Here is an 18,424-nt window from a genome sequence, read left to right on the forward strand (position 1 = left end):
TGCGCCTGCCGTGCGCTCGCGTGTGCTCACAGCTCGCGCACCTTCTGCCTGCGCACGATCCAGATGAAGAAGGGCGCCCCGACGATCGCCGTGATGATGCCGACCTGGATCTCCTCCCCGGACGGGGCGATGACGCGGCCGATGACGTCGCTCGCGGTCAGCAGCACCGCTCCCGCCATCGCCGAGAACGGCATCAGCCAGCGATGGTCGGTGCCGATCAGCATCCGGCACACGTGCGGCACGACCAGACCGACGAAGCCGATAGGGCCGGCGATCGCGGTGGCGGCGCCGGCGAGGATCACGGCGCCGAGCGCTGCGAGCATCCGCGTGCGGGCGACGTTCTCGCCCAGGCCCCTGGCCATGTCGTCACCGAGCGCGAGCGAGTTCATCCCCCGTGCGCTCAGCAGGCAGATGAGGGCGCCGAGCGCCAGCACGGGCGCGGTGACCGCGATGCGCGGCCATTCCGCACCGCCGACGCCGCCCACCTGCCACGACTGGAACGTCTGCAGCAGATCGACTCGCGGCAGCATGATCGCACTGATCAGCGAGGCGAAGGCGGCCGAGGTCGCCGCACCCGCGAGGGCGAGCTTGAGCGGGGTGGCACCGCCACGGCCCAGCGAGCCGACCGCGTACACGAAGACCGCCGCGCCCGCGGCGCCCGAGATCGCGAAGGCCATCTGCCCGAACGGGTCGCTCAGCCCGAACGAGGCGATGCCGACGACCACGGCGAGGGAGGCGCCGTTGGAGACGCCGAGGATGCCGGGTTCGGCGATCGGGTTGCGGGTGACGGCCTGCATGGCCGCGCCCGCCATGGCGAGCGCGGCACCGATCAGCAGGGCCAGCGCGGTGCGCGGCATCCGCTTGATGATCGCGGCCTGCTCGATCGTCTCGTTCTGCCCCGACAGCGCGGCGAGCAGATCGTCGATCGTCACCGCCCGCACGCCGAACGAGATCGACAGGATGCTGAGCACGACCAGCGCCGCGACGCCCGCCATCAGCCACGACGCGCGCACCAGCACCGGCCGGCGCAGGTGCGCGGCGGCCGGTGCTGGTGCGGCGGTGGTGGTGGAGGTCACGAACGGGGTCTCCGCAAACGGAAGGGACTTACTTCGCCAGCGGCGCGGCGAGGATGTCGAAGTAGTCGTTCAGGCCCCACGGGATCGACAGCGGCGACGGGTTGGCGGATGCGGCGATCGGCGTCGCGTCGGGCAGGATCGCAATGCGCCCCTCGGCGATCGCGGGGATCTTCGACAGCAGCGGATCGGCTTGCAGGGTTGTCACGGTGGAGTCGTCGCCGTAGGTGACGAACAGGTCGACGTCGTCGAACCGCTGCGCCTCCTCTGCCGACACCTCGAGGTAGAACTGGTCGCTGTCCGCGCTGTCCTCGACGATCTGCGGCAGCGGCAGGCCGAGCTCGTGCAGGTAGCCGGGGCGGGTGTCGGCGGCGGTGTAGTAGCCGATCTTCGACAGGTCGCTCATGTCGAAGTAGCCGAACAGCACCTTCGCGTCCTTGAGCGCCGGATGTTCGGCGAGCGCGGCCTCCGCGTCGGCGTCGAGCTGCTCGATGAGGGCGTCGCCCTCCTTCTCGAGGCCGAGCGCCTCGGAGTTCATCTCGATCATGTCCTTGACCGAGGTGCCCCATGCGACGTCGTGGTATGCGACGACGGGAGCGATCTTCGACAGGGTGTCGTATTCCTCCTGGGTGAGCCCGGAGTACGCGGCGAGGATCACGTCGGGGGCGGTGTCGGCGACGGCCTCGTAGTCGATGCCGTCGGTCTCGTCGAACAGCACCGGCGGCTCGCCGCCGAGCTCGTCGAGCTTCTCCTCGACCCAGGGCAGGATGCCGTCGTTGTCGTCGTCTCCCCAGGTGGCCTTGCTCATGCCGACCGGGACGATGCCGAGCGCCAGTGGCACCTCGTGGTTCGCCCAGGCGACGGTCGCGACCCGCTCGGGCTTGGCGTCGATCACGGTCTCGCCGTAGGCGTGCTCGATGGTGACGGGGAACGACTCGCCCGACGACCCGGCGGAGGCGCTCGAGTCGTCGGAGCTGTCATCGGCTGCGGAGGCGCAGCCCGCGAGACCGACGGCGAGGGCTGCGGCGGCTGCGAGGGCGAGGAGACGGGAAGATCGCACGGGCGTTCCTTCGGGTGGGTGGCAGCGTCACACCGAGATCCGGTGCGCACTTTGGTAAGGCTTGCCTAAGGTAGCACGCGAACCTCGGAGGATGCACGCCGGTAGGGTCGAAGCGTGAGCCTTCTCGTCACCGTGCCCACCGACCGTCTCGCCGCGGGCCTCGGCAATCTGCCCGACGGTGTGAAGCTGGAGGTCTGGGATCTGCGTTCCCCCGCCCCAGCTGAGCGCATCGACATCGTCGTACCGCCGTACATGGGCGGCAGCAGCGTGCTCAGCGCGCTCGAGGGCCTCGACGTCGGCCTCGTGCAGGGCCAGTCGATCGGCTACGACGGCGTGGCCGACTCACTGCCGGAGGGCATCCCGTTCGCGAACGCCGCGAGCGTGCATGAGGCCTCGACCGCCGAGCTCGCAGTCGGCATGATGATCGCCGCGCAGCGACAGCTGCCCCGATTCGTGCGCGCGCAGGAGCGGGGTGAATGGTCACCGGTCTTCGCCGAGAGCCTCGCCGACCGGCGGGTGCTGCTGGTCGGCTTCGGCGGGGTGGGCAAGGCCATCGCCCGGCGTCTGGCGCCCTTCGAGGTCGACCTGACCGCAGTGGCCCGCACCGCCCGCGCCGAGCAGGTCGACGGCGTGGGCGAGGTGAGGGTGCACGGCATGGACGAACTCGACGCCCTGCTGCCACAGGCCGAGATCGTGGCCCTGAGCCTGCCGGCCAGCGACGAGACGCACCATCTGTTCAACGCCGAGCGGATCGCCCGCATGGCGCCCGGCGCCCTGCTGGTGAATGTCGGCCGCGGGCCGCTGGTCGACACCGATGCGCTGGTCGCCGCCCTGAACGCGAACATGATCCGGGCGGCATCCGATGTCTTCGAAGAGGAGCCCCTGCCCGCCGGGCATCCGCTCTGGACCGCCCCCAACCTGCTCATCACGCCACATGGCGGCGGCGCATCGACGGCCATGAATCCGCGGATCGCGCGACTGATCCGACGCCAGATAGACCGGATGCTGGCGGGCGAGCCGCCGGTGAACATCGTCCTGTAAGCGCTTGCATTAGGGTAGGGGCATGGCACAGCGAGAGCAGATGGCAGCACCCGGTTCCGAGTGGTGGCGCACCGCCGTCATCTACCAGATCTACCCCCGGTCCTTCTCCGACGCCTCTGGCGACGGGATCGGCGACCTGCCGGGCATCACCAGCCGGCTGGATGATCTGAAGAACCTCGGCATCGACGCCATCTGGCTGAGCCCGTTCATGACGAGCCCGCAGCGCGACGCCGGCTACGACGTCGCCGACTACCGCGACGTCGATCCGCTGTTCGGCACGCTCGACGACTTCGACGTCATGCTGAACGCGGCGCACTCCCGCGGTATCCGGGTCATCGTCGATCTCGTGCCGAACCACTCCTCCGACCAGCACGTCTGGTTCCAGGAGGCGCTGAAGGCGGGCCCTGGCAGCCCCGAGCGCGCCCGCTACGTGTTCCGCGACGGCCGGGGCGAGAACGGCGAGCTGCCCCCGAACAACTGGCAGAGCGTGTTCGGCGGCGGCATGTGGGAGCGCGTGACCGAGCCCGACGGCACTCCCGGCCAGTGGTACCTGCACATCTTCGACGCCACCCAGCCTGACTTCGACTGGACGAACGAAGAGGTGCGCGAGGAGTTCCGCAGCATCCTGCGCTTCTGGCTCGACCGCGGCGTCGACGGATTCCGCGTCGATGTGGCGCACGGGATGATGAAGGAGGCGGGGCTGCCCGACTACGCCCCCGTCGCCGACGCCGACTCGATGGGCGGCGGCGAGGAGAACGTGCCGTACTGGGGTCAGGACGAGGTGCACGACATCTACCGCGACTGGCACAACGTGCTCGCCGAGTACGACGGCGACCGCGCGCTGTGCGGCGAGGCCTGGCTGCCGACGCTGAAGAAGACCGCACTCTGGGTGCGTCCCGATGAGATGCACCAGACCTTCAACTTCCCCTACCTGATGACGCCGTGGGATGCCCAGGAGCTGCGCCTCGTCATCCGCGAATCGCTCGACGCGTTCGGAGCGGTGGGCGCACCCAGCACCTGGGTGCTGTCGAACCACGACGTGATCCGGCACGCCTCGCGTCTCGCGCTGACCGCCGACAGCCCGCAGGGCGACGGCATCGGCCCGAACTCGCAGGGCAAGCCCGACCCGGCCGTCGGTCTGTCGCGCGGCCGCGCCGCGACCACCGTGATGCTCTCGCTGCCCGGCTCGGCGTACGTCTACCAGGGCGAGGAGCTCGGCCTTCCCGAGGCGATGGAGATCCCCGACGAGTTCCGACAGGACCCGACGTGGTTCCGCACGAACGGCGAGCGCTACGGTCGCGACGGCTGCCGCGTTCCGCTGCCGTGGACGGCCGAGGGCCCCGCGTTCGGATTCAACGACACCGGCGCCTCGTGGCTGCCGCAGCCGGCGGAGTGGGCGAGCTTCGCGCGCGATGCCGAGGAGCGCGAGCCGGATTCGACGCTGAACCTCTACAAGAGGCTGCTCAACGAGCGCGCCGCGCGCGGCCTGGGCAGCGGATCGCTCGTGTGGGACGACGTGGCCGACTCGGCCGTGGCCTTCCACCGGGGCGAGCTGCACGTGGTCGCGAACCTCGGCGACGAGCCGATCGAGCTCGGCGACGACGTCACCTTCGTGGTGCAGAGCGAGCCGTTCACCGGCACCGCACTGCCGCCGAACACGGCCGCCTGGTTCACCCGCGCCTGATCGGGTCGACGGCCGGGATAGGCTGACGTCGTGGTGAGCATCGACGAGGTCGCAAGGCACGCCGGAGTGTCGACGGCGACCGTATCGCGTGCGCTCAGCGGGCGCGGACACGTGTCGGAGCGCGCCCGGGAGCGTGTGAGATCCGCGGCCGACTCCCTCGGGTACGTGGTGTCGTCGCGGGCGTCGAGCCTGGCATCCGGACGCACGCAGAATGTCGGGGTCATCGTGCCCTTCCTCGACCGCTGGTTCTTCAGCACGGTGCTCTCCGGCGCGACCAGCGCGCTGATGCGCGCCGGCTACGACGCCACGCTGTACAACATCACGGCCGATGCCGCCGTACGCCGGGAGGTCTTCTCGACCTTCCTGCGGCGCCAGCGAGTGGATGCCGTGATCGCCGTCGCCATCGAGCTCGACGAGCACGAGACCTCGCAGCTGCGGGGTCTGGGCCTGCCGGTGATCGGCATCGGCGGCCCGACCCCGGGCCTGCGCACACTCTCCCTCGATCAGACCGCGCTCGCCCGCCTGGCCACCGAGCATCTGATCGGCCTGGGGCACCGCGACATTGCGCACATCGGCGCCGCCGCCGAGTTCGAGGCGGACTTCCGGGTGCCGTCGCGCCGCCGGTCGGGTTTCGAGCAGGCGCTCGCCGAGGCGGGCATCACTCCGGATCCCGCGTTCTTCGAGCCGGCGGACTTCACCGTCGACGGTGGATACCGTGCGGCCGGGCGGCTGCTCGGCGGCGCCGGTCCCCGGCCGTCTGCGATCTTCGCCGCTTCGGACGAGATGGCCATCGGCGCGCTGCTCGCCGCCCGCGATCTGGGCATCCGCGTGCCGCAGGACCTCTCGATCATCGGCATCGACGGCCACGAACTCGGTGAGTTCTTCCGGCTGACGACGGTCGATCAGTTCCCGATCGCGCAGGGCGAGCGGGCGGCGTCGGCGATTCTCGCGCAGCTCGAGGGCGCTTCGGATGCCACGGCCGTGGCCGACTTGCCCTACGAGCTCATCGTGCGCAGCACGACCGCGCCCGTCTAGCGTCCACCCGCATCAGGCGGGAGCAGAACCAGACCCCGGTCTGGCCGATTCCGCTCGGCGTTGTCTCGATCCCGCGCCGCTGCACGGAATACTGGTCGGATGGACGCGCTCAACGACTTCGTGCTCTTCTTCGGCGACAAGCTCTGGACGTGGGCAGTGCTGCCCATCCTGGTGCTGCTCGGCCTCTACTTCACGTTCCGCTCCGGTGTCGTGCAGTTCCGGCTGATCCCCGAGATGTTCCGCACGCTCACCGACCGCACCCCGACGGATGCCGAGGGCCGGCCGCAGTCGGTGTCGGCCTTCCAGGCGTTCACGATCTCGGCGGCCTCCCGGGTCGGCGTCGGCAACATCGCCGGCGTCGGCACCGCGATCGCGATCGGCGGTCCCGGAGCGGTGTTCTGGATGTGGACGATGGCGTTCATCGGCGGCGCATCCAGCTTCATCGAATCGACGCTCGGCCAGACGTTCAAGGTGCGCGACCAGGACGGGTTCCGCGGCGGACCGGCGTACTACATGCAGTACGGCCTCAAAGCTCGGTGGATGGGCATCGTGTTCGCCGTCATCCTGATCCTCTGCTTCCCGTTCTCGTTCAACTCGCTGCAGGCGAACACCATCAGCGCCACCGTTTCGGGCAGCTTCGGCGGCGAGGTCGGCTGGATCCCGTGGGTGGTCGGCGCCGTGCTCGCGATCCTCACCGCCCTGGTGATCTTCGGCGGCGTGCGCCGCATCGCCAGCGTGTCGTCTGCGGTCGTGCCGCTGATGGCGCTGGTGTACCTGCTGCTGGGTCTCGTGATCGTCGCGATCCACATCGAGCGACTGCCCGAGGTGTTCGCCTCGATCTACACGCAGGCGTGGGGCACGAAAGAGGTAGCCGGCGGCGCCCTGGGCACGATCATCATGGTCGGCGCGAAGCGCGGCATGTTCTCGAACGAGGCCGGTCTCGGCTCGGCCCCCAACGCCGGCGCCACCGCCGCGGTCACGCACCCCGTGAAGCAGGGCCTGGTGCAGACGCTGGGCGTGTACTTCGACACGTTCCTGGTCTGCTCGATCACCGCCTTCATCGTGCTCGTCGCGACGCCCGACCTCGCGAACGCCGAGCAGGGCATCGTGCTCACGCAGAACGCGCTGGTCAGCTCGCTCGGCTCCTGGTCGAACATCGTGCTGAGCGTGATCATCTTCCTGCTCGCGTTCAGCTCGATCCTCGGCAACTACTACTACGGCGAGTCGAACATCGAGTTCATCCGGGCCAAGCGCGGCGTGCTGCAGACCTACCGCGCGCTCGTCGTGGTCGTCGTGTTCCTGGGCTCGATCGCCTCGGCAGACCTGATCTGGAACACCGCCGACAGCATCATGGGCGTCATGGCGATCGTCAACCTCATCGCGATCGCGCTGCTCTCGGGCGTCGCGTTCAAGCTGCTGCGCGACTACCTCGATCAGCGTCGGGCGGGCCTCGACCCGGTGTTCACCCGGGAGCGGATGCCCGAGGTCGCGGGCATCCAGTGCTGGGAGGACGCGCTGAGCGTCACCGGACCCATCCCGGTGGCCGCCCGGAAGCGGTGAGCGAGGCCGGAAGCGCCGAGCCGGCCGTAAGGATCGTGTGAGGACGCCGGTCCGACCCGTAGGGAAAGCGTGAGGATCCGAGATCGGCGACGCGGGCGCGCGTAGCGTCTAGGGCCGTGGATGGAAAAGACCGCTCCGAGGCGCCGCAGATCGCGAAGCGCCTGGTCATCGGCGACCCGCTCACCAGTGAGCAGGTCGACGAGCAGCTGCTGCCCAAGCGCATGGCGCTGCCGATCTTCGCGTCCGACGCGCTGAGCTCGGTGGCGTACGCCCCGCAGGAGCTGCTGATGATCCTCGCCCTCGGTGGGCTGGCTTTCCTCAGCTTCACCCCCTGGGTGGCGGGTGCCGTCGTCGTGCTGCTGACTGTCGTGGTGCTGAGCTACCGGCAGCTCATCAAGGCGTACCCGTCTGGCGGCGGTGACTACGAGGTGGCGTCGAAGAACCTGGGCGAGATCCCCGGCGTGACGGTCGCCGCGGCGCTGCTGGTCGACTACGTGCTCACGGTCGCCGTGTCGGTGGCATCCGGAGTCGACAACATCATCTCCGCCCTCCCCGCCCTCGACCCCGCGCGGGTCGAGCTCGCGGTCGGGTTCGTCGTGCTCATCGTCGTCATCAACCTGCGAGGTGTGCGCGAGGCGTCTCTCGTGTTCGCGATCCCCACCTACGTGTTCATCGGCTCGGTGGGGATCATGATCGTCACCGGCCTGATCCGCACGTTCCTCGGCGATCCGCCGGTCGCCTCCAGCGCCGAGTTCGGTGTGCAGGCCGAGGACCTCAGTCAGGCCGCCGTCATCCTGCTCGTGCTGCGGGCGTTCTCGAGCGGATGCTCGGCGCTCACCGGCGTCGAGGCCGTGTCGAACGGCGTTCCCGCCTTCCGCGCGCCGAAGGTGCGCAACGCCCAGATGACGCTCACCCTGATGGGCACCATCGCGATCTGCCTGTTCGCCGGGCTCACCGCTCTCGCGCTCATCTCGGGGGTGCACTACGCCGAGAACCCCTGCGAGCTGATCGGCTTCGACTGCGACTCACCGCAGCCGAGCCTGATGGCGCAGGTCGCCTCGGCGACGTTCGGCGGCGGGAGCATCCCGTTCTATCTCATCCAGGCGGCGACCGCGTGCGTGCTGCTGCTGGCCGCGAACACCGCGTTCAACGGGTTCCCCCTGCTCGGGGCGGTGCTCGCCCGCGACGGCTACGCCCCGAAGGCGCTGAACACTCGCGGCGACCGTCTGGTGTTCTCGAACGGCATGATCCTGCTCGGCATCGGCGCGATGGCGGTGCTCGTCGTGTTCCGCGCACAGCTGACCACGCTCATCCAGCTGTACATCATCGGCGTGTTCGTGTCGTTCTCGCTGGGGCAGATCGGCATGGTGCGGCACTGGCGACGCCTGCTGCGCGAGACCCGCGACCTCTCGACGGACGAGGCGACGATGACGCGGCGCTCGGCTCGAACCGGCCTCGTGATCAACTCCGCCGGTGCGACGCTGACCGTCCTGGTGCTCGTGATCGTCACGATCACGAAGTTCACGCACGGCGCCTATCTGGTGTTCTTCGCCATCCCGATCCTGGCGCTGCTGATGATGGGAGTGAAGCGGTACTACCGCGACGTCGAGCACGAGATCGCGATCGACGACTCCGTCCACTTCGGATCGAGCGGCGACGTCGCGCTGATCCTCGTCAATCGGCTGCAGAAGCCGGTTCTGAAGGCGATCGACTACGCCATCGCGGCCGAGCACTCCAAAACCCTCGCGGTGCACGTGGCACTCAATGCCGAAGACGGCAAGCAGCTGCAGCGCGAGTGGCGGGAGCGCCGGATGCCGGTGCCGCTGGTGATCCTCGATTCGCCGTACCGCTCGTTCGCGCAGCCGGTCGCCGAGTTCATCGACAGGTATCGCGAGAAGCACGGCTCGAGCGTGGTGACGGTGTACCTGCCGCAGTACATCGTGGGGCACTGGTGGGAGGCGCTGCTGCACAACCGCCGCGCGCGGCGGCTCGCGAGCCAGCTGATGCTCGTGCACGGGGTGTCGATCACGCTCGTGCCGTGGCTGCTCGACTCGTCCGAGCTGATCTACGGCCGACGCTCCCGGCCGGTGCCCGGTCAGGAGCGGGCCGGGCGCCCGATCGTCGCGTCCGGCCGCCGGGTGCAGCGCCCCGCCGGTCCGCCGGATGCCGGAGAGCGGTCGGATGCCGGGCATCAGGATGCGGGTGCGGATGCCGCGCGCGCGACGAGGGAGCGCGCGTCTAGTATTCGAACGGGAGGGCACTGATGAGCAGCGGGAGCGGTCTCGGCGCGCTGGGCATCCTGCCTCAGGTGACCCGCGACGCCCTGGGCTGGCGTCGTCAGGCGGCCGGCTTCGCGGTCGCGCTGATCGGCGGGCCGCTGCTGACCTGGATGCTGTTCCTGCTGCGCAGCCCCGAGTCGATCACGGCCGAGGTGCTCTGGTACCAGCTGCTCGTCGTCGTCGTCGCCCTGATCGGAGGCCTGTTCCCGGCCGTCTTCGCGGCCGTGCTCTCGGGACTCACGCTCGATCTGCTCTTCGTCGCCCCGCAGTTCTCGATCACCGTCGCTCACCCGCTGCACGCCGTCGCGCTCGCGCTCTACGTGGTGATCGCGGTGCTCGTCGGCCTGATCGTGAGCGTCGCCGCCCGTCGCGGCCGTGCCGCGGTGCGCGCGACTGCCGAGGCCGAGCTGCTCGTGTCGGTCGCGGGCAACGTGCTGCGCGGCGAGCACGCCGTACAGGCGCTGATCTCCCGCGCCCGCGAGGCATTCGGACTCAGCGGCGTGCGCCTGGTCTCGCGCAGCGGCGAGGTGATCGCCGCTGACGGAGAGCCGGTGCGAGACGGCCGCTTCACCAGCGTCGACGTCGGCCGCGACGCCCGCGGAGCGCCCGAGGCGGTGCTCGAGCTGCACGGCGGCCCCCTCGACGCCCCCGCCCGACGCCTGCTCGAGGTGATCGTCGCGCAGCTGGGGGCCGCGATCGAGCACACCGACTTGAGCGCCACCGCGCAGCGGGCCGAAGCGCTGGCCGAGACCGATCAGGTGCGCAGCGCCCTGCTCTCCGCCCTGAGCCACGATCTGCGCCGCCCCCTCGCGTCGGCCATGGCGGCCGTGGGCGGTCTCCGCGCCGCGCACGGCCTCTCGCCGGCCGACCGCGACGAGCTGCTCGCGACCGCCGACGAGAGCCTCGCCACCCTGTCGACCCTGATCACGGATCTGCTCGATGTGAGCCGGGTCGAGGCCGGGGTGCTGGCCGTGTCGCTGAGCGACACCGATGCCGAGACCACGGTGCTCGCCGCCCTCGACGAGCTCGGTCTGCCACCGTCCGAGGTCGAGCTGCAGCTCGATCCGACCCTCGCTCCGCTGCGCGCCGATCCGGTGCTGCTGCAGCGGGTGATCGTCAATCTGCTGGCGAACGCGCACCGGCACGCTCCGGAGGGCCGGCCGGTCGTGGTCTCGACTGCACGACGTGGCGGATACGGCGAGATCCGGATCATCGATCACGGCCTCGGTGTGCCGGCGGTGAAGCAGGAGCGGATGTTCGCCCCGTTCCAGAGGCTCGGCGACACCGACAACAACACCGGCCTCGGGCTAGGCCTTGCGCTGTCGAAGGGCTTCACCGAGGGCATGTCGGGAACGCTCATTCCCGAGCAGACGCCCGGCGGCGGGCTGACGATGGTCGTCTCGCTGCCGCTGGCCGCGGCATCCTCATCCCGCAGTGCATCCCGCGGAGAGGACACCGAGTGAAGCTGCTCATCGCCGACGACGATCCGCAGCTCGTGCGCGCGCTGCGGATCACCCTGGCCGCGCACGGCTACGACGTGATCGCCGCGTCGGACGGCGCCGAGGCGGTCACCCTGGCCGCGCAGTCGCACCCCGACATCATCCTGCTGGATCTCGGGATGCCCCGGCTCGACGGCATGGAGGTGATCCACGCGCTGCGCGGCTGGACCCGGGCGCCCATCATCGTGGTCTCCGGCCGCACCGGCTCGGCCGACAAGATCGACGCGCTGGATGCCGGTGCCGACGACTTCGTGACCAAGCCGTTCCAGGTCGATGAGCTGCTGGCGCGGCTGCGCGCCCTCGCCCGCCGCGTCACGCCCACGGGCGAGGCGACGGATTCGGTGGTGCGGTTCGGCGACGTGGTCGTCGACCTCGCCGCGACCCTGGTGACGCGCGGCGGGTCACCCGTCCACCTCACCCCCACCGAGTGGCGGATGCTCGAGCATCTGTGCCGGCATCCGGGAGCCCTCGTCACGAGGCTCGAGTTGCTGCGCGAGATCTGGGGCAGCGACCAGGTGACCGACTCGGGCTACCTGCGGCTGTACATGTCGCAGCTGCGCAAGAAGCTCGAGCGCGAGCCCGGCAGGCCGGAACACCTGCTCACCGAGGCGGGCATGGGCTACCGGCTGGTTCTCGGGTGAGCCGACGACAGCACCGCCTCCGGTCGTCGCCAAGGTAAACTGGTCGAGGAGTGTCGGGAAGCCTGGTCGACGTCATCGTCCGTCGACCGGAAAGAATCCCATGACACGCTCCCCGTCGCGGTTGCGCCGCACCCTGTTCCCTCTGTCGTCCCGTGCGGAGTCCGCACGCATCGGCGAGATCCTCCGCAAAGAGACCGTCGGAGGCCTGCTCCTCGTCGTCGGCGCCGCGCTCGCCCTGCTGTGGGCCAACTCCCCATGGGCAGAGGGATACTTCGCGCTTCGCGACGTGGAGTTCGGCTATGAGCCCTGGCACCTGCGGCTGACCATCGGGCAATGGGCGGCAGACGGCCTGCTGGCGATCTTCTTCTTCCTCGTCGGGCTCGAGCTGAAGCGCGAGTTCGTCGCCGGCGATCTGCGCCGGTTCAGCACGGCGATCGTCCCGGTCGTGGCCGCGCTGGGTGGAGTCGCGGTGCCGGCGCTGATCTATGTCGCCGTCACCTCCGGCACCGCCGGTGCGGCGAAGGGCTGGGCCATCCCGACCGCGACCGACATCGCGTTCGCCGTGGCGGTGCTGGCGATCATCGGCTCGCACCTGCCGTCGGCGCTGCGCATCTTCCTGCTCACCCTCGCCGTAGTCGACGACCTCGTCGCCATCGCTATCATCGCGATCTTCTACACCGAGAGCATCCAGATCCTGCCCCTTCTGCTGGGTCTGGCGGCCATCGCGGTGTACGGCGCGATCGCCCAGCGATACCGGCGGTTCTTCCATCTGCGCCCGTCGGCGGCGTGGTTCATCCTGCTTCCACTCGGCTTCGTCGCCTGGGCGCTGGTGCACGCATCCGGTGTGCACGCGACGATCGCCGGCGTGCTGCTCGGCTTCACGATCCCCGTGCTGCACCGCCGGAGCGACCGGCGAGACGACAGCGACCCCGGTCTCGCCGAGGTGTTCGAGCACCGCTTCCGGCCGATCTCCAGCGGCATCGCCGTGCCCGTCTTCGCCTTCCTCTCCGCCGGAGTGGCGATCGGCGGCGCCGACGGATTCGCGTCGGCGCTCGGCGACCCGGTCGTGCTGGGCATCATCGCCGGCCTCGTCGTCGGAAAGCCGCTCGGCATCGCCGCAGCGACGTGGTTGGTGACCCGTGCGCGAGGGATCGATCTCGATCCGTCGCTGCGATGGATCGACCTGATCGGCGTGGGGCTGCTCGCAGGCATCGGCTTCACGGTCTCGCTGCTCGTCGCCGAGCTGAGCTTCAGCGTCGACGACCCGCATCACGACCAGGCCAAGGTGGCGATCCTCACCGCGTCGGTGGGCGCCGCGCTGCTGGCATCCGCTCTTCTCGGTCTGCGCAACCGCCGGTACCGCAGACTCGACGCGGACTGATCGCAGACGCAGAACCGGCCGGGACCCCATGGGTCCCGACCGGTTCGCGTGTCTCTGAGATCAGAGCGGGCGGATGTTCGCCGCCTGCATGCCCTTGGGGCCGCGCTCAGCGTCGAATTCGACCTTCTGGTTCTCGGTGAGCTCCTTGTAGCCGTTGCTCTGGATCGCCGAGAAGTGCGCGAACAGGTCGTCCGAGCCGTCATCGGGAGCGATGAAACCGAAGCCCTTCTCCGAGTTGAACCATTTCACAGTGCCAGTGGCCATGTGCTTCTGCTTTCTTTCGATGGGGCCGCTGTCGCAGCCGAAGTGCCCCCGCTGAATTGTCCGGCGGGTACGTTATGACGATGCCGATGAGGTGACGCGATGCGTGCGACCCGACGGGATCGTGGGGATCCTGTTCCGCGGAACTCACACGCGGGATGGGATCGGGGTGATGGGCTGCAGCGAGATTCGCGAGCCTTGTGAGAGTGGGCCCTCCGGCGGAGGGACACCTCACCGTACCACGCCCGACGGCTCTCCCGGCAGTGCCCCCGGCTAGGCTCATCGCATGACCGTCGACCTCGAAGCGCTCTACATCGATCTGCACAGGCACCCCGAGCTGTCGTTCCAGGAGACGCGCACCGCCGGCATCGCCGCGACGCACCTGCGTGATCTCGGGCTCGAGGTGACCGAAGGTGTCGGCATCACCGGCGTCGTCGGTGAGCTGAGGAACGGCGAGGGGCCGACCGTTTGGCTGCGCGCCGACATGGATGCCCTGCCCGTCGTCGAGGAGACCGGGCTCGCCTATGCGTCGACCGCGACCGGCGTCGACCCCGACGGCAACACCGTGGGCGTCATGCATGCCTGCGGGCACGACATGCATGTGACCGCCATGATCGGCGCGGTCGAGCGGCTGGTCGCCGAGCGCGAGCAGTGGAGCGGCACGGTGGTTGTCGTGATCCAGCCCGCCGAGGAGTACGGCGCGGGTGCTCGCGCGATGCTCGACGACGGTGCGCTCGACCGCTTCCCGCAGCCCGACGTGGTGCTCGGCCAGCACGTCACTCCCCTGCCGGCGGGCACGATCGGGGTGCGCCCCGGGCCGCAGATGTCGGCATCCGACGGCATCCAGGTCGTGCTGCACGGTCGCGGCGGTCACGGATCGCGCCCGCACTCGACGGTCGACCCGATCGTCATGGCCGCAGCGACGATCATGCGGCTGCAGACCGTCGTCTCACGCGAGGTCGACCCGCGCGACCTCGCCGTCGTGACGGTCGGCGCAATCCACGCCGGCACGAAGAACAACATCATTCCGGCCGACGCCACGCTGCAGCTCAGCCTGCGCTATCCCGACGAGCAGCTGCGCGAGAAGGTCCTCGAGCGGGTCGAGCGCGTCATCCGCGCCGAGGCCATGGCATCCGGGGCCGAACGCGAGCCCGAGATCTCGACCCTGCACCGGCTGCCGGCGACCATCAACGACGCCGACGCCACCGCCCGGGTGGTCTCGGCGTTCCAGGGCGTCTTCGGCGAGCAGTCGGTGATCGATCCGGGGCTGTTTACGGGCAGCGAGGACGTGTCGTGGTTCGCCCGCGACGCCGGCGTGCCTCTGGTGTTCTGGTTCTGGGGCGGCGTCGACCCGAAGGTGTACGCGGATGCCCTGGCCGGCGGCACGGTGGACAAGGACGTCCCCACGAATCACTCGCCGTTCTATGCCCCGGTGATCCACCCCACGATCGAGGTCGGCGTCACCGCCATGGCGACCGCGGCGCGGGCGTTCCTCGACTGACGACTTCCGTCAGGCCCGCGCGCTCGACGAGCTGAGAGCGGCGTCGATGAGCACCTCTGCTGCGGCTCGCGCCTGAGCTGCGACCTGCGGGTCTGCGGAGATCGCCGCGGTGCTCTGCGCGCCCTCGGCGAGGATCGAGAGCTGAGCGGCGAGCGCGGCGCTGCCACCGGATTCGGCCGCGAGGGTCGCCATCTGACTCTGGAACGACGCCTTGTGCTCTCTGACCAGCCGGGCCACGACAGGGTTCGTACCGCCCAGCTCGCCGAAGGCGTTGATGAACGCGCAGCCGCGGAAGTCGTCGGCGCAGAACCAGTTCTCGAGGTAGGTGTAGACCGCGAGCAGCCGGGCGCGCGGGTCGTCGCCCGCATCGGCCACCGCGGCGGCGAGTGTCGTCTCCCACTCCTCGTGCTTGCGCTGCAGCACGGCCGCGATGATGTCGTCTTTCGACGGGAAGAGCGCGTACAGCCGGCGCAGCGACACGCCGGCGGCGGCCCGCAGCTCGTCCATGCCCACGGCCGCGTATCCCTTGCGGTAGTAGAGCCGTTCGGCGGCGGAGAGAACCTGCTCGCGTGCGTCATCTGCGGTCATGTGACGAGTCTAGTTGACACGAGAACGATCGTTCCCCTATGGTTGAGCACAGCAGCGAGAACGACCGTTCTCACTCCCACTGGAAAGGATCTCATCATGGGCACCATCACCGTTGGCACCGAGAACAGCACCCCCATCGAGCTCTACTACGAAGACCAGGGACAGGGTCAGCCCGTCGTGCTCATCCACGGCTACCCGCTCAACGGCCACAGCTGGGAGCGCCAGACCCGCGAGCTGCTCGACCAGGGCTACCGCGTCATCACCTACGACCGCCGTGGCTTCGGCCAGTCGTCCAAGGTCGACACCGGCTACGACTACGACACCTTCGCCGCCGACCTCAACACCGTGCTCGAGACGCTCGACCTGCGCGACGTCGTGCTGGTGGGCTTCTCGATGGGCACCGGCGAGCTCGCCCGCTACGTCGCCCGCTACGGTCACGACCGCGTCGCGAAGCTCGCCTTCCTCGCCTCGCTCGAGCCCTTCCTCGTGCAGCGCGACGACAACCCCGAGGGTGTGCCGCAGTCGGTCTTCGACGGCATCGCGGCCGCGGCGAGGGGCGACCGCTACGCCTGGTTCACCGACTTCTACAAGGACTTCTACAACCTCGACGAGAACCTCGGCTCGCGCATCAGCCAGCAGGTCGTCGACGCGAACTGGAACCTCTCGGTCACCAGCGCGCCGGTCGCCGCCTACGCGGTCGTGCCCGCCTGGATCGAGGACTTCCGCGGCGATGTCGACGCCGTGCGCGAGGCCGGCAAGCCCACGCTGATCCTGCACGGCACGAACGACAACATCCTGCCGATCGACGCCACCGCCCGCCGGTTCCACCAGGCTGTGCCCGCCGCCGACTACGTCGAGATCGAGGGCGCCCCGCACGGACTGCTCTGGACCCACGCCGGCGAGGTCAACGCCGCACTGACCTCGTTCCTCGCGAAGTAAGACCCGCTTCACCCCTGAAGGACGATCGCGATTCTGAAGGATGCTGCCGCCCGCGGCATCCTTCAGAATCGCGCTCGTCCTGAATCCGTCAGACCTGGATCGCGCGCTGATTGCTCTCGTGCGCCTCGCGGTGCAGTCGCTCCATGCGCACGTCGAGCTCACCCGCCGCCTCGGCCGCGTCGGTCAGGCTCTGCACGAGGTGCGCGGGCACCCGGCCGGCGAATTTGTAGTGGATCTTGTGCTCGAGGCTCGCCCAGAAGTCCATCGCGATGGTGCGGAACTGCACCTCGACGGGGATCGCGACCGGTCCGGTCGAGAGGAACACCGGCACGTCGATGATCGCGTGCAGGCTGCGGTAGCCGTTGAGCTTGGGCGTGGCGATGTAGTCCTTCACCGTGCGCACGGTCACGTCGTCCTGCTGCGTGAGAAGGTCGAACAGGCGGTACACGTCGCTGACGAAGCTGCAGGTGACGCGCACACCGGCGATGTCGGTGATCTCCCGGCGGATCACCTCGAAATCCGGTTCGATGCCCTTGCGCGCGATCTTCTCGACGATGCTGTCGGGCGTCTTGACCCGGCTCTTGACGTGCTCGATCGGGTTGTACGCGTGCATGTGCGTGAACTCGTCGCGCAGGATCGAGATCTTCGTCTCGACCTCGCGCATCCCGAACTCGTACTCGCGCAGGAACCGCTGGAACGCGTCGCGCAGCTGCTTCGCCTCGGCGATCGCGGCGTCGTCGACGGGAAGGGTCGTCATGCCCTCGACGTTACGTCGAAGCGTTCGGAATCGGCTGGGCACGACGACCCCCCGCTCACACCGCGACCGACAGCGCGGCGGTGTAGCCCTTCTCGACCGACCCGGTCATCGTCGCCAGCTGCAGCACGCCGCCGTCGTCGCCGAACACCATGTCCTGGGTCAGCGTGACCTGGGACGCGTTGCGCACGCTCTTCTCGTAGCCCTCAGTCGCGTAGACCTTCGCGTTGGTCTCGTCGGGCAGCGCGATCTGCGACGTCTTCACGATCGGTCCGGTGGCCACCGCGGTGGCCACGTCGTCGTAGACCTCGAAGTGGATGTGCGGCCAGCGACCCGAATAGCAGGCCGGGTAGATGGAGGTGAAGCGCACTGTGCCCGTCTCGTCGGTCTGCTGCACGCCTCGCAGATAGTTCTCGTCCTTCGCGGCGTCCGAGTACAGCGAGTAGTCGCCGGATCGGTCGCAGTGCCAGAGGTAGACCCCGGCTCCGGTCATCGCCGCGCCGGTGGCGGCGTCGCGCACGGTCAGCACGATCTCGAGCGGCACGCCCTGCGCGGTCGTCGTCGACGATCCGAAGCTCGAGCGGATGTCGCTGCGCACGATGCCCGAGTCGTCGAGCACGTTCACGCCGTTGGAGCCGTCAGCAGGGTACGGGCCGGCGGTTTCGTCGGGCACCTCGCCGTCGAGCAGCTCGCCGGCGTCCTGCTCGGCTGGGGCGCCGCCGGGGCCACCCTGCGGCGGCTGTCCGGAGCCGGGTGCGCCCTCGGGAGACTCAGCGGATGCGGTGGGCGCGCACGCCGCGAGCAGCGCGGTCGCCGCGACGCCGCCGAAGATCCCCAGCGCGCGCCGCCGATCGATCAGCGTGCGGATGTCGTAGACGAGCCCGCGGTGGTCCTCGTCGATCTCGTGGCCGTCGGCGTCGATCCAGCGGGTGTCGGTGTTCATGGTGGGATCCTCTCGTCGGCCCGTTCGGCCATGGTGAGAGGCAACCAGCCCGCCCTGATCGATGCTCATGGCTGGGGCGGGAAGGTTCGATGAACGACCTGTGCTTCTTCTATGATCCGCATCATTGAATGAGGAACCACGCTGCCAGGGGGGGATCCCGTGCCGCAAAGGCTGTTCGCGCCGAG

General features: G+C 69.4%; 15 protein-coding genes and 1 pseudogene. 10 read left to right on the plus strand and 6 right to left on the minus strand.

What is annotated here, in order from left to right; genetic code table 11:
* Window positions 1–26: 26 nt before the first annotated feature.
* Together V2S04_RS08115 and V2S04_RS08120 are read right to left on the minus strand one after the other, a co-directional pair.
* On the minus strand, window positions 27–1,076 hold the full coding sequence (locus V2S04_RS08115; protein ID WP_413638006.1) for a FecCD family ABC transporter permease: 1,050 nt from the start codon (window positions 1,074–1,076) through the stop codon (window positions 27–29).
* A gap of 28 nt (window positions 1,077–1,104) precedes the next feature.
* The gene (locus V2S04_RS08120) at window positions 1,105–2,133 is read right to left on the minus strand and encodes an iron-siderophore ABC transporter substrate-binding protein (RefSeq protein ID WP_413638007.1); all 1,029 of its coding nucleotides are present in this window, start codon (window positions 2,131–2,133) and stop codon (window positions 1,105–1,107) included.
* A gap of 114 nt (window positions 2,134–2,247) precedes the next feature.
* Between V2S04_RS08120 and V2S04_RS08125 the strand changes: the two genes are divergently transcribed.
* From V2S04_RS08125 to nhaA, 8 genes and pseudogenes are all read left to right on the plus strand, one after another.
* The gene (locus V2S04_RS08125) at window positions 2,248–3,174 is read left to right on the plus strand and encodes a 2-hydroxyacid dehydrogenase (protein ID WP_413638008.1); all 927 of its coding nucleotides are present in this window, start codon (window positions 2,248–2,250) and stop codon (window positions 3,172–3,174) included.
* A 22-nt stretch (window positions 3,175–3,196) separates the two neighbouring features.
* Complete coding sequence (locus V2S04_RS08130; protein WP_413638009.1) at window positions 3,197–4,858, plus strand: alpha-amylase family glycosyl hydrolase; 1,662 nt, start codon at window positions 3,197–3,199, stop codon at window positions 4,856–4,858.
* A gap of 30 nt (window positions 4,859–4,888) precedes the next feature.
* Window positions 4,889–5,893 carry a LacI family DNA-binding transcriptional regulator gene (locus V2S04_RS08135; RefSeq protein ID WP_413638010.1) on the plus strand — a complete coding sequence of 335 codons (1,005 nt, stop codon included), beginning with the start codon at window positions 4,889–4,891 and terminating at the stop codon, window positions 5,891–5,893.
* A gap of 99 nt (window positions 5,894–5,992) precedes the next feature.
* Window positions 5,993–7,453: an alanine/glycine:cation symporter family protein gene (locus V2S04_RS08140; protein WP_413638012.1), complete on the plus strand. Its 1,461-nt coding sequence runs from the start codon at window positions 5,993–5,995 to the stop codon at window positions 7,451–7,453.
* A gap of 221 nt (window positions 7,454–7,674) precedes the next feature.
* Complete coding sequence (locus tag V2S04_RS08145; RefSeq protein WP_413638125.1) at window positions 7,675–9,717, plus strand: APC family permease; 2,043 nt, start codon at window positions 7,675–7,677, stop codon at window positions 9,715–9,717.
* Between the two features lie 35 nt (window positions 9,718–9,752).
* Window positions 9,753–11,195: pseudogene (locus V2S04_RS08150) on the plus strand (ATP-binding protein); the annotation flags it as partial.
* A complete protein-coding gene (locus V2S04_RS08155) occupies window positions 11,192–11,872 on the plus strand; it encodes a response regulator (protein WP_413638013.1) in 681 nt (226 codons plus the stop codon). The pseudogene V2S04_RS08150 and the gene V2S04_RS08155, both read left to right, overlap by 4 nt.
* A 100-nt stretch (window positions 11,873–11,972) precedes the next feature.
* Window positions 11,973–13,253, plus strand: coding sequence for a Na+/H+ antiporter NhaA (gene nhaA / locus V2S04_RS08160; RefSeq protein ID WP_413638014.1), 1,281 nt, complete (start codon window positions 11,973–11,975; stop codon window positions 13,251–13,253).
* A 60-nt stretch (window positions 13,254–13,313) separates the two neighbouring features.
* Here nhaA and V2S04_RS08165 read toward each other — a convergent pair whose 3' ends face one another.
* The gene (locus V2S04_RS08165; RefSeq protein ID WP_363478389.1) at window positions 13,314–13,517 is read right to left on the minus strand and encodes a cold-shock protein; all 204 of its coding nucleotides are present in this window, start codon (window positions 13,515–13,517) and stop codon (window positions 13,314–13,316) included.
* A 283-nt stretch (window positions 13,518–13,800) separates the two neighbouring features.
* Between V2S04_RS08165 and V2S04_RS08170 the strand changes: the two genes are divergently transcribed.
* On the plus strand, window positions 13,801–15,015 hold the full coding sequence (locus V2S04_RS08170; RefSeq protein ID WP_413638015.1) for an amidohydrolase: 1,215 nt from the start codon (window positions 13,801–13,803) through the stop codon (window positions 15,013–15,015).
* Window positions 15,016–15,024: 9 nt separating this feature from the next.
* Here V2S04_RS08170 and V2S04_RS08175 read toward each other — a convergent pair whose 3' ends face one another.
* Window positions 15,025–15,603: a TetR/AcrR family transcriptional regulator gene (locus V2S04_RS08175; RefSeq protein WP_099196888.1), complete on the minus strand. Its 579-nt coding sequence runs from the start codon at window positions 15,601–15,603 to the stop codon at window positions 15,025–15,027.
* 96 nt (window positions 15,604–15,699) lie between these two features.
* Between V2S04_RS08175 and V2S04_RS08180 the strand changes: the two genes are divergently transcribed.
* Complete coding sequence (locus V2S04_RS08180; protein ID WP_099196889.1) at window positions 15,700–16,542, plus strand: alpha/beta fold hydrolase; 843 nt, start codon at window positions 15,700–15,702, stop codon at window positions 16,540–16,542.
* Between the two features lie 88 nt (window positions 16,543–16,630).
* Here the strand turns inward: V2S04_RS08180 and V2S04_RS08185 are convergent, their stop codons facing one another.
* Window positions 16,631–17,299, minus strand: a complete 669-nt coding sequence (locus V2S04_RS08185; RefSeq protein WP_099196890.1) for a GTP pyrophosphokinase family protein — start codon at window positions 17,297–17,299, stop codon at window positions 16,631–16,633.
* A gap of 55 nt (window positions 17,300–17,354) precedes the next feature.
* Window positions 17,355–18,239: a 3,4-dioxygenase subunit beta gene (locus V2S04_RS08190; RefSeq protein WP_413638016.1), complete on the minus strand. Its 885-nt coding sequence runs from the start codon at window positions 18,237–18,239 to the stop codon at window positions 17,355–17,357.
* Between the last annotated feature and the right edge of the window lie 185 nt (window positions 18,240–18,424).

This window comes from Microbacterium sp. OR21, from assembly GCF_047306785.1.
Classification (GTDB): domain Bacteria; phylum Actinomycetota; class Actinomycetes; order Actinomycetales; family Microbacteriaceae; genus Microbacterium; species Microbacterium esteraromaticum_E.

Bases quoted from the DNA above. Each gene is read 5' to 3' on its own strand.
- nhaA (WP_413638014.1), top strand. From the start codon at position 11,973: ATGACACGCTCCCCGTCGCGGTTGCGCCGCACCCTGTTCCCTCTGTCG.
- V2S04_RS08190 (WP_413638016.1), bottom strand. From the start codon at position 18,239: ATGAACACCGACACCCGCTGGATCGACGCCGACGGCCACGAGATCGAC.
- V2S04_RS08145 (WP_413638125.1), top strand. From the start codon at position 7,675: ATGGCGCTGCCGATCTTCGCGTCCGACGCGCTGAGCTCGGTGGCGTAC.
- V2S04_RS08170 (WP_413638015.1), top strand. From the start codon at position 13,801: ATGACCGTCGACCTCGAAGCGCTCTACATCGATCTGCACAGGCACCCC.
- V2S04_RS08130 (WP_413638009.1), top strand. From the start codon at position 3,197: ATGGCACAGCGAGAGCAGATGGCAGCACCCGGTTCCGAGTGGTGGCGC.
- V2S04_RS08165 (WP_363478389.1), bottom strand. From the start codon at position 13,517: ATGGCCACTGGCACTGTGAAATGGTTCAACTCGGAGAAGGGCTTCGGT.
- V2S04_RS08175 (WP_099196888.1), bottom strand. From the start codon at position 15,603: ATGACCGCAGATGACGCACGCGAGCAGGTTCTCTCCGCCGCCGAACGG.
- V2S04_RS08140 (WP_413638012.1), top strand. From the start codon at position 5,993: ATGGACGCGCTCAACGACTTCGTGCTCTTCTTCGGCGACAAGCTCTGG.
- V2S04_RS08180 (WP_099196889.1), top strand. From the start codon at position 15,700: ATGGGCACCATCACCGTTGGCACCGAGAACAGCACCCCCATCGAGCTC.
- V2S04_RS08185 (WP_099196890.1), bottom strand. From the start codon at position 17,299: ATGACGACCCTTCCCGTCGACGACGCCGCGATCGCCGAGGCGAAGCAG.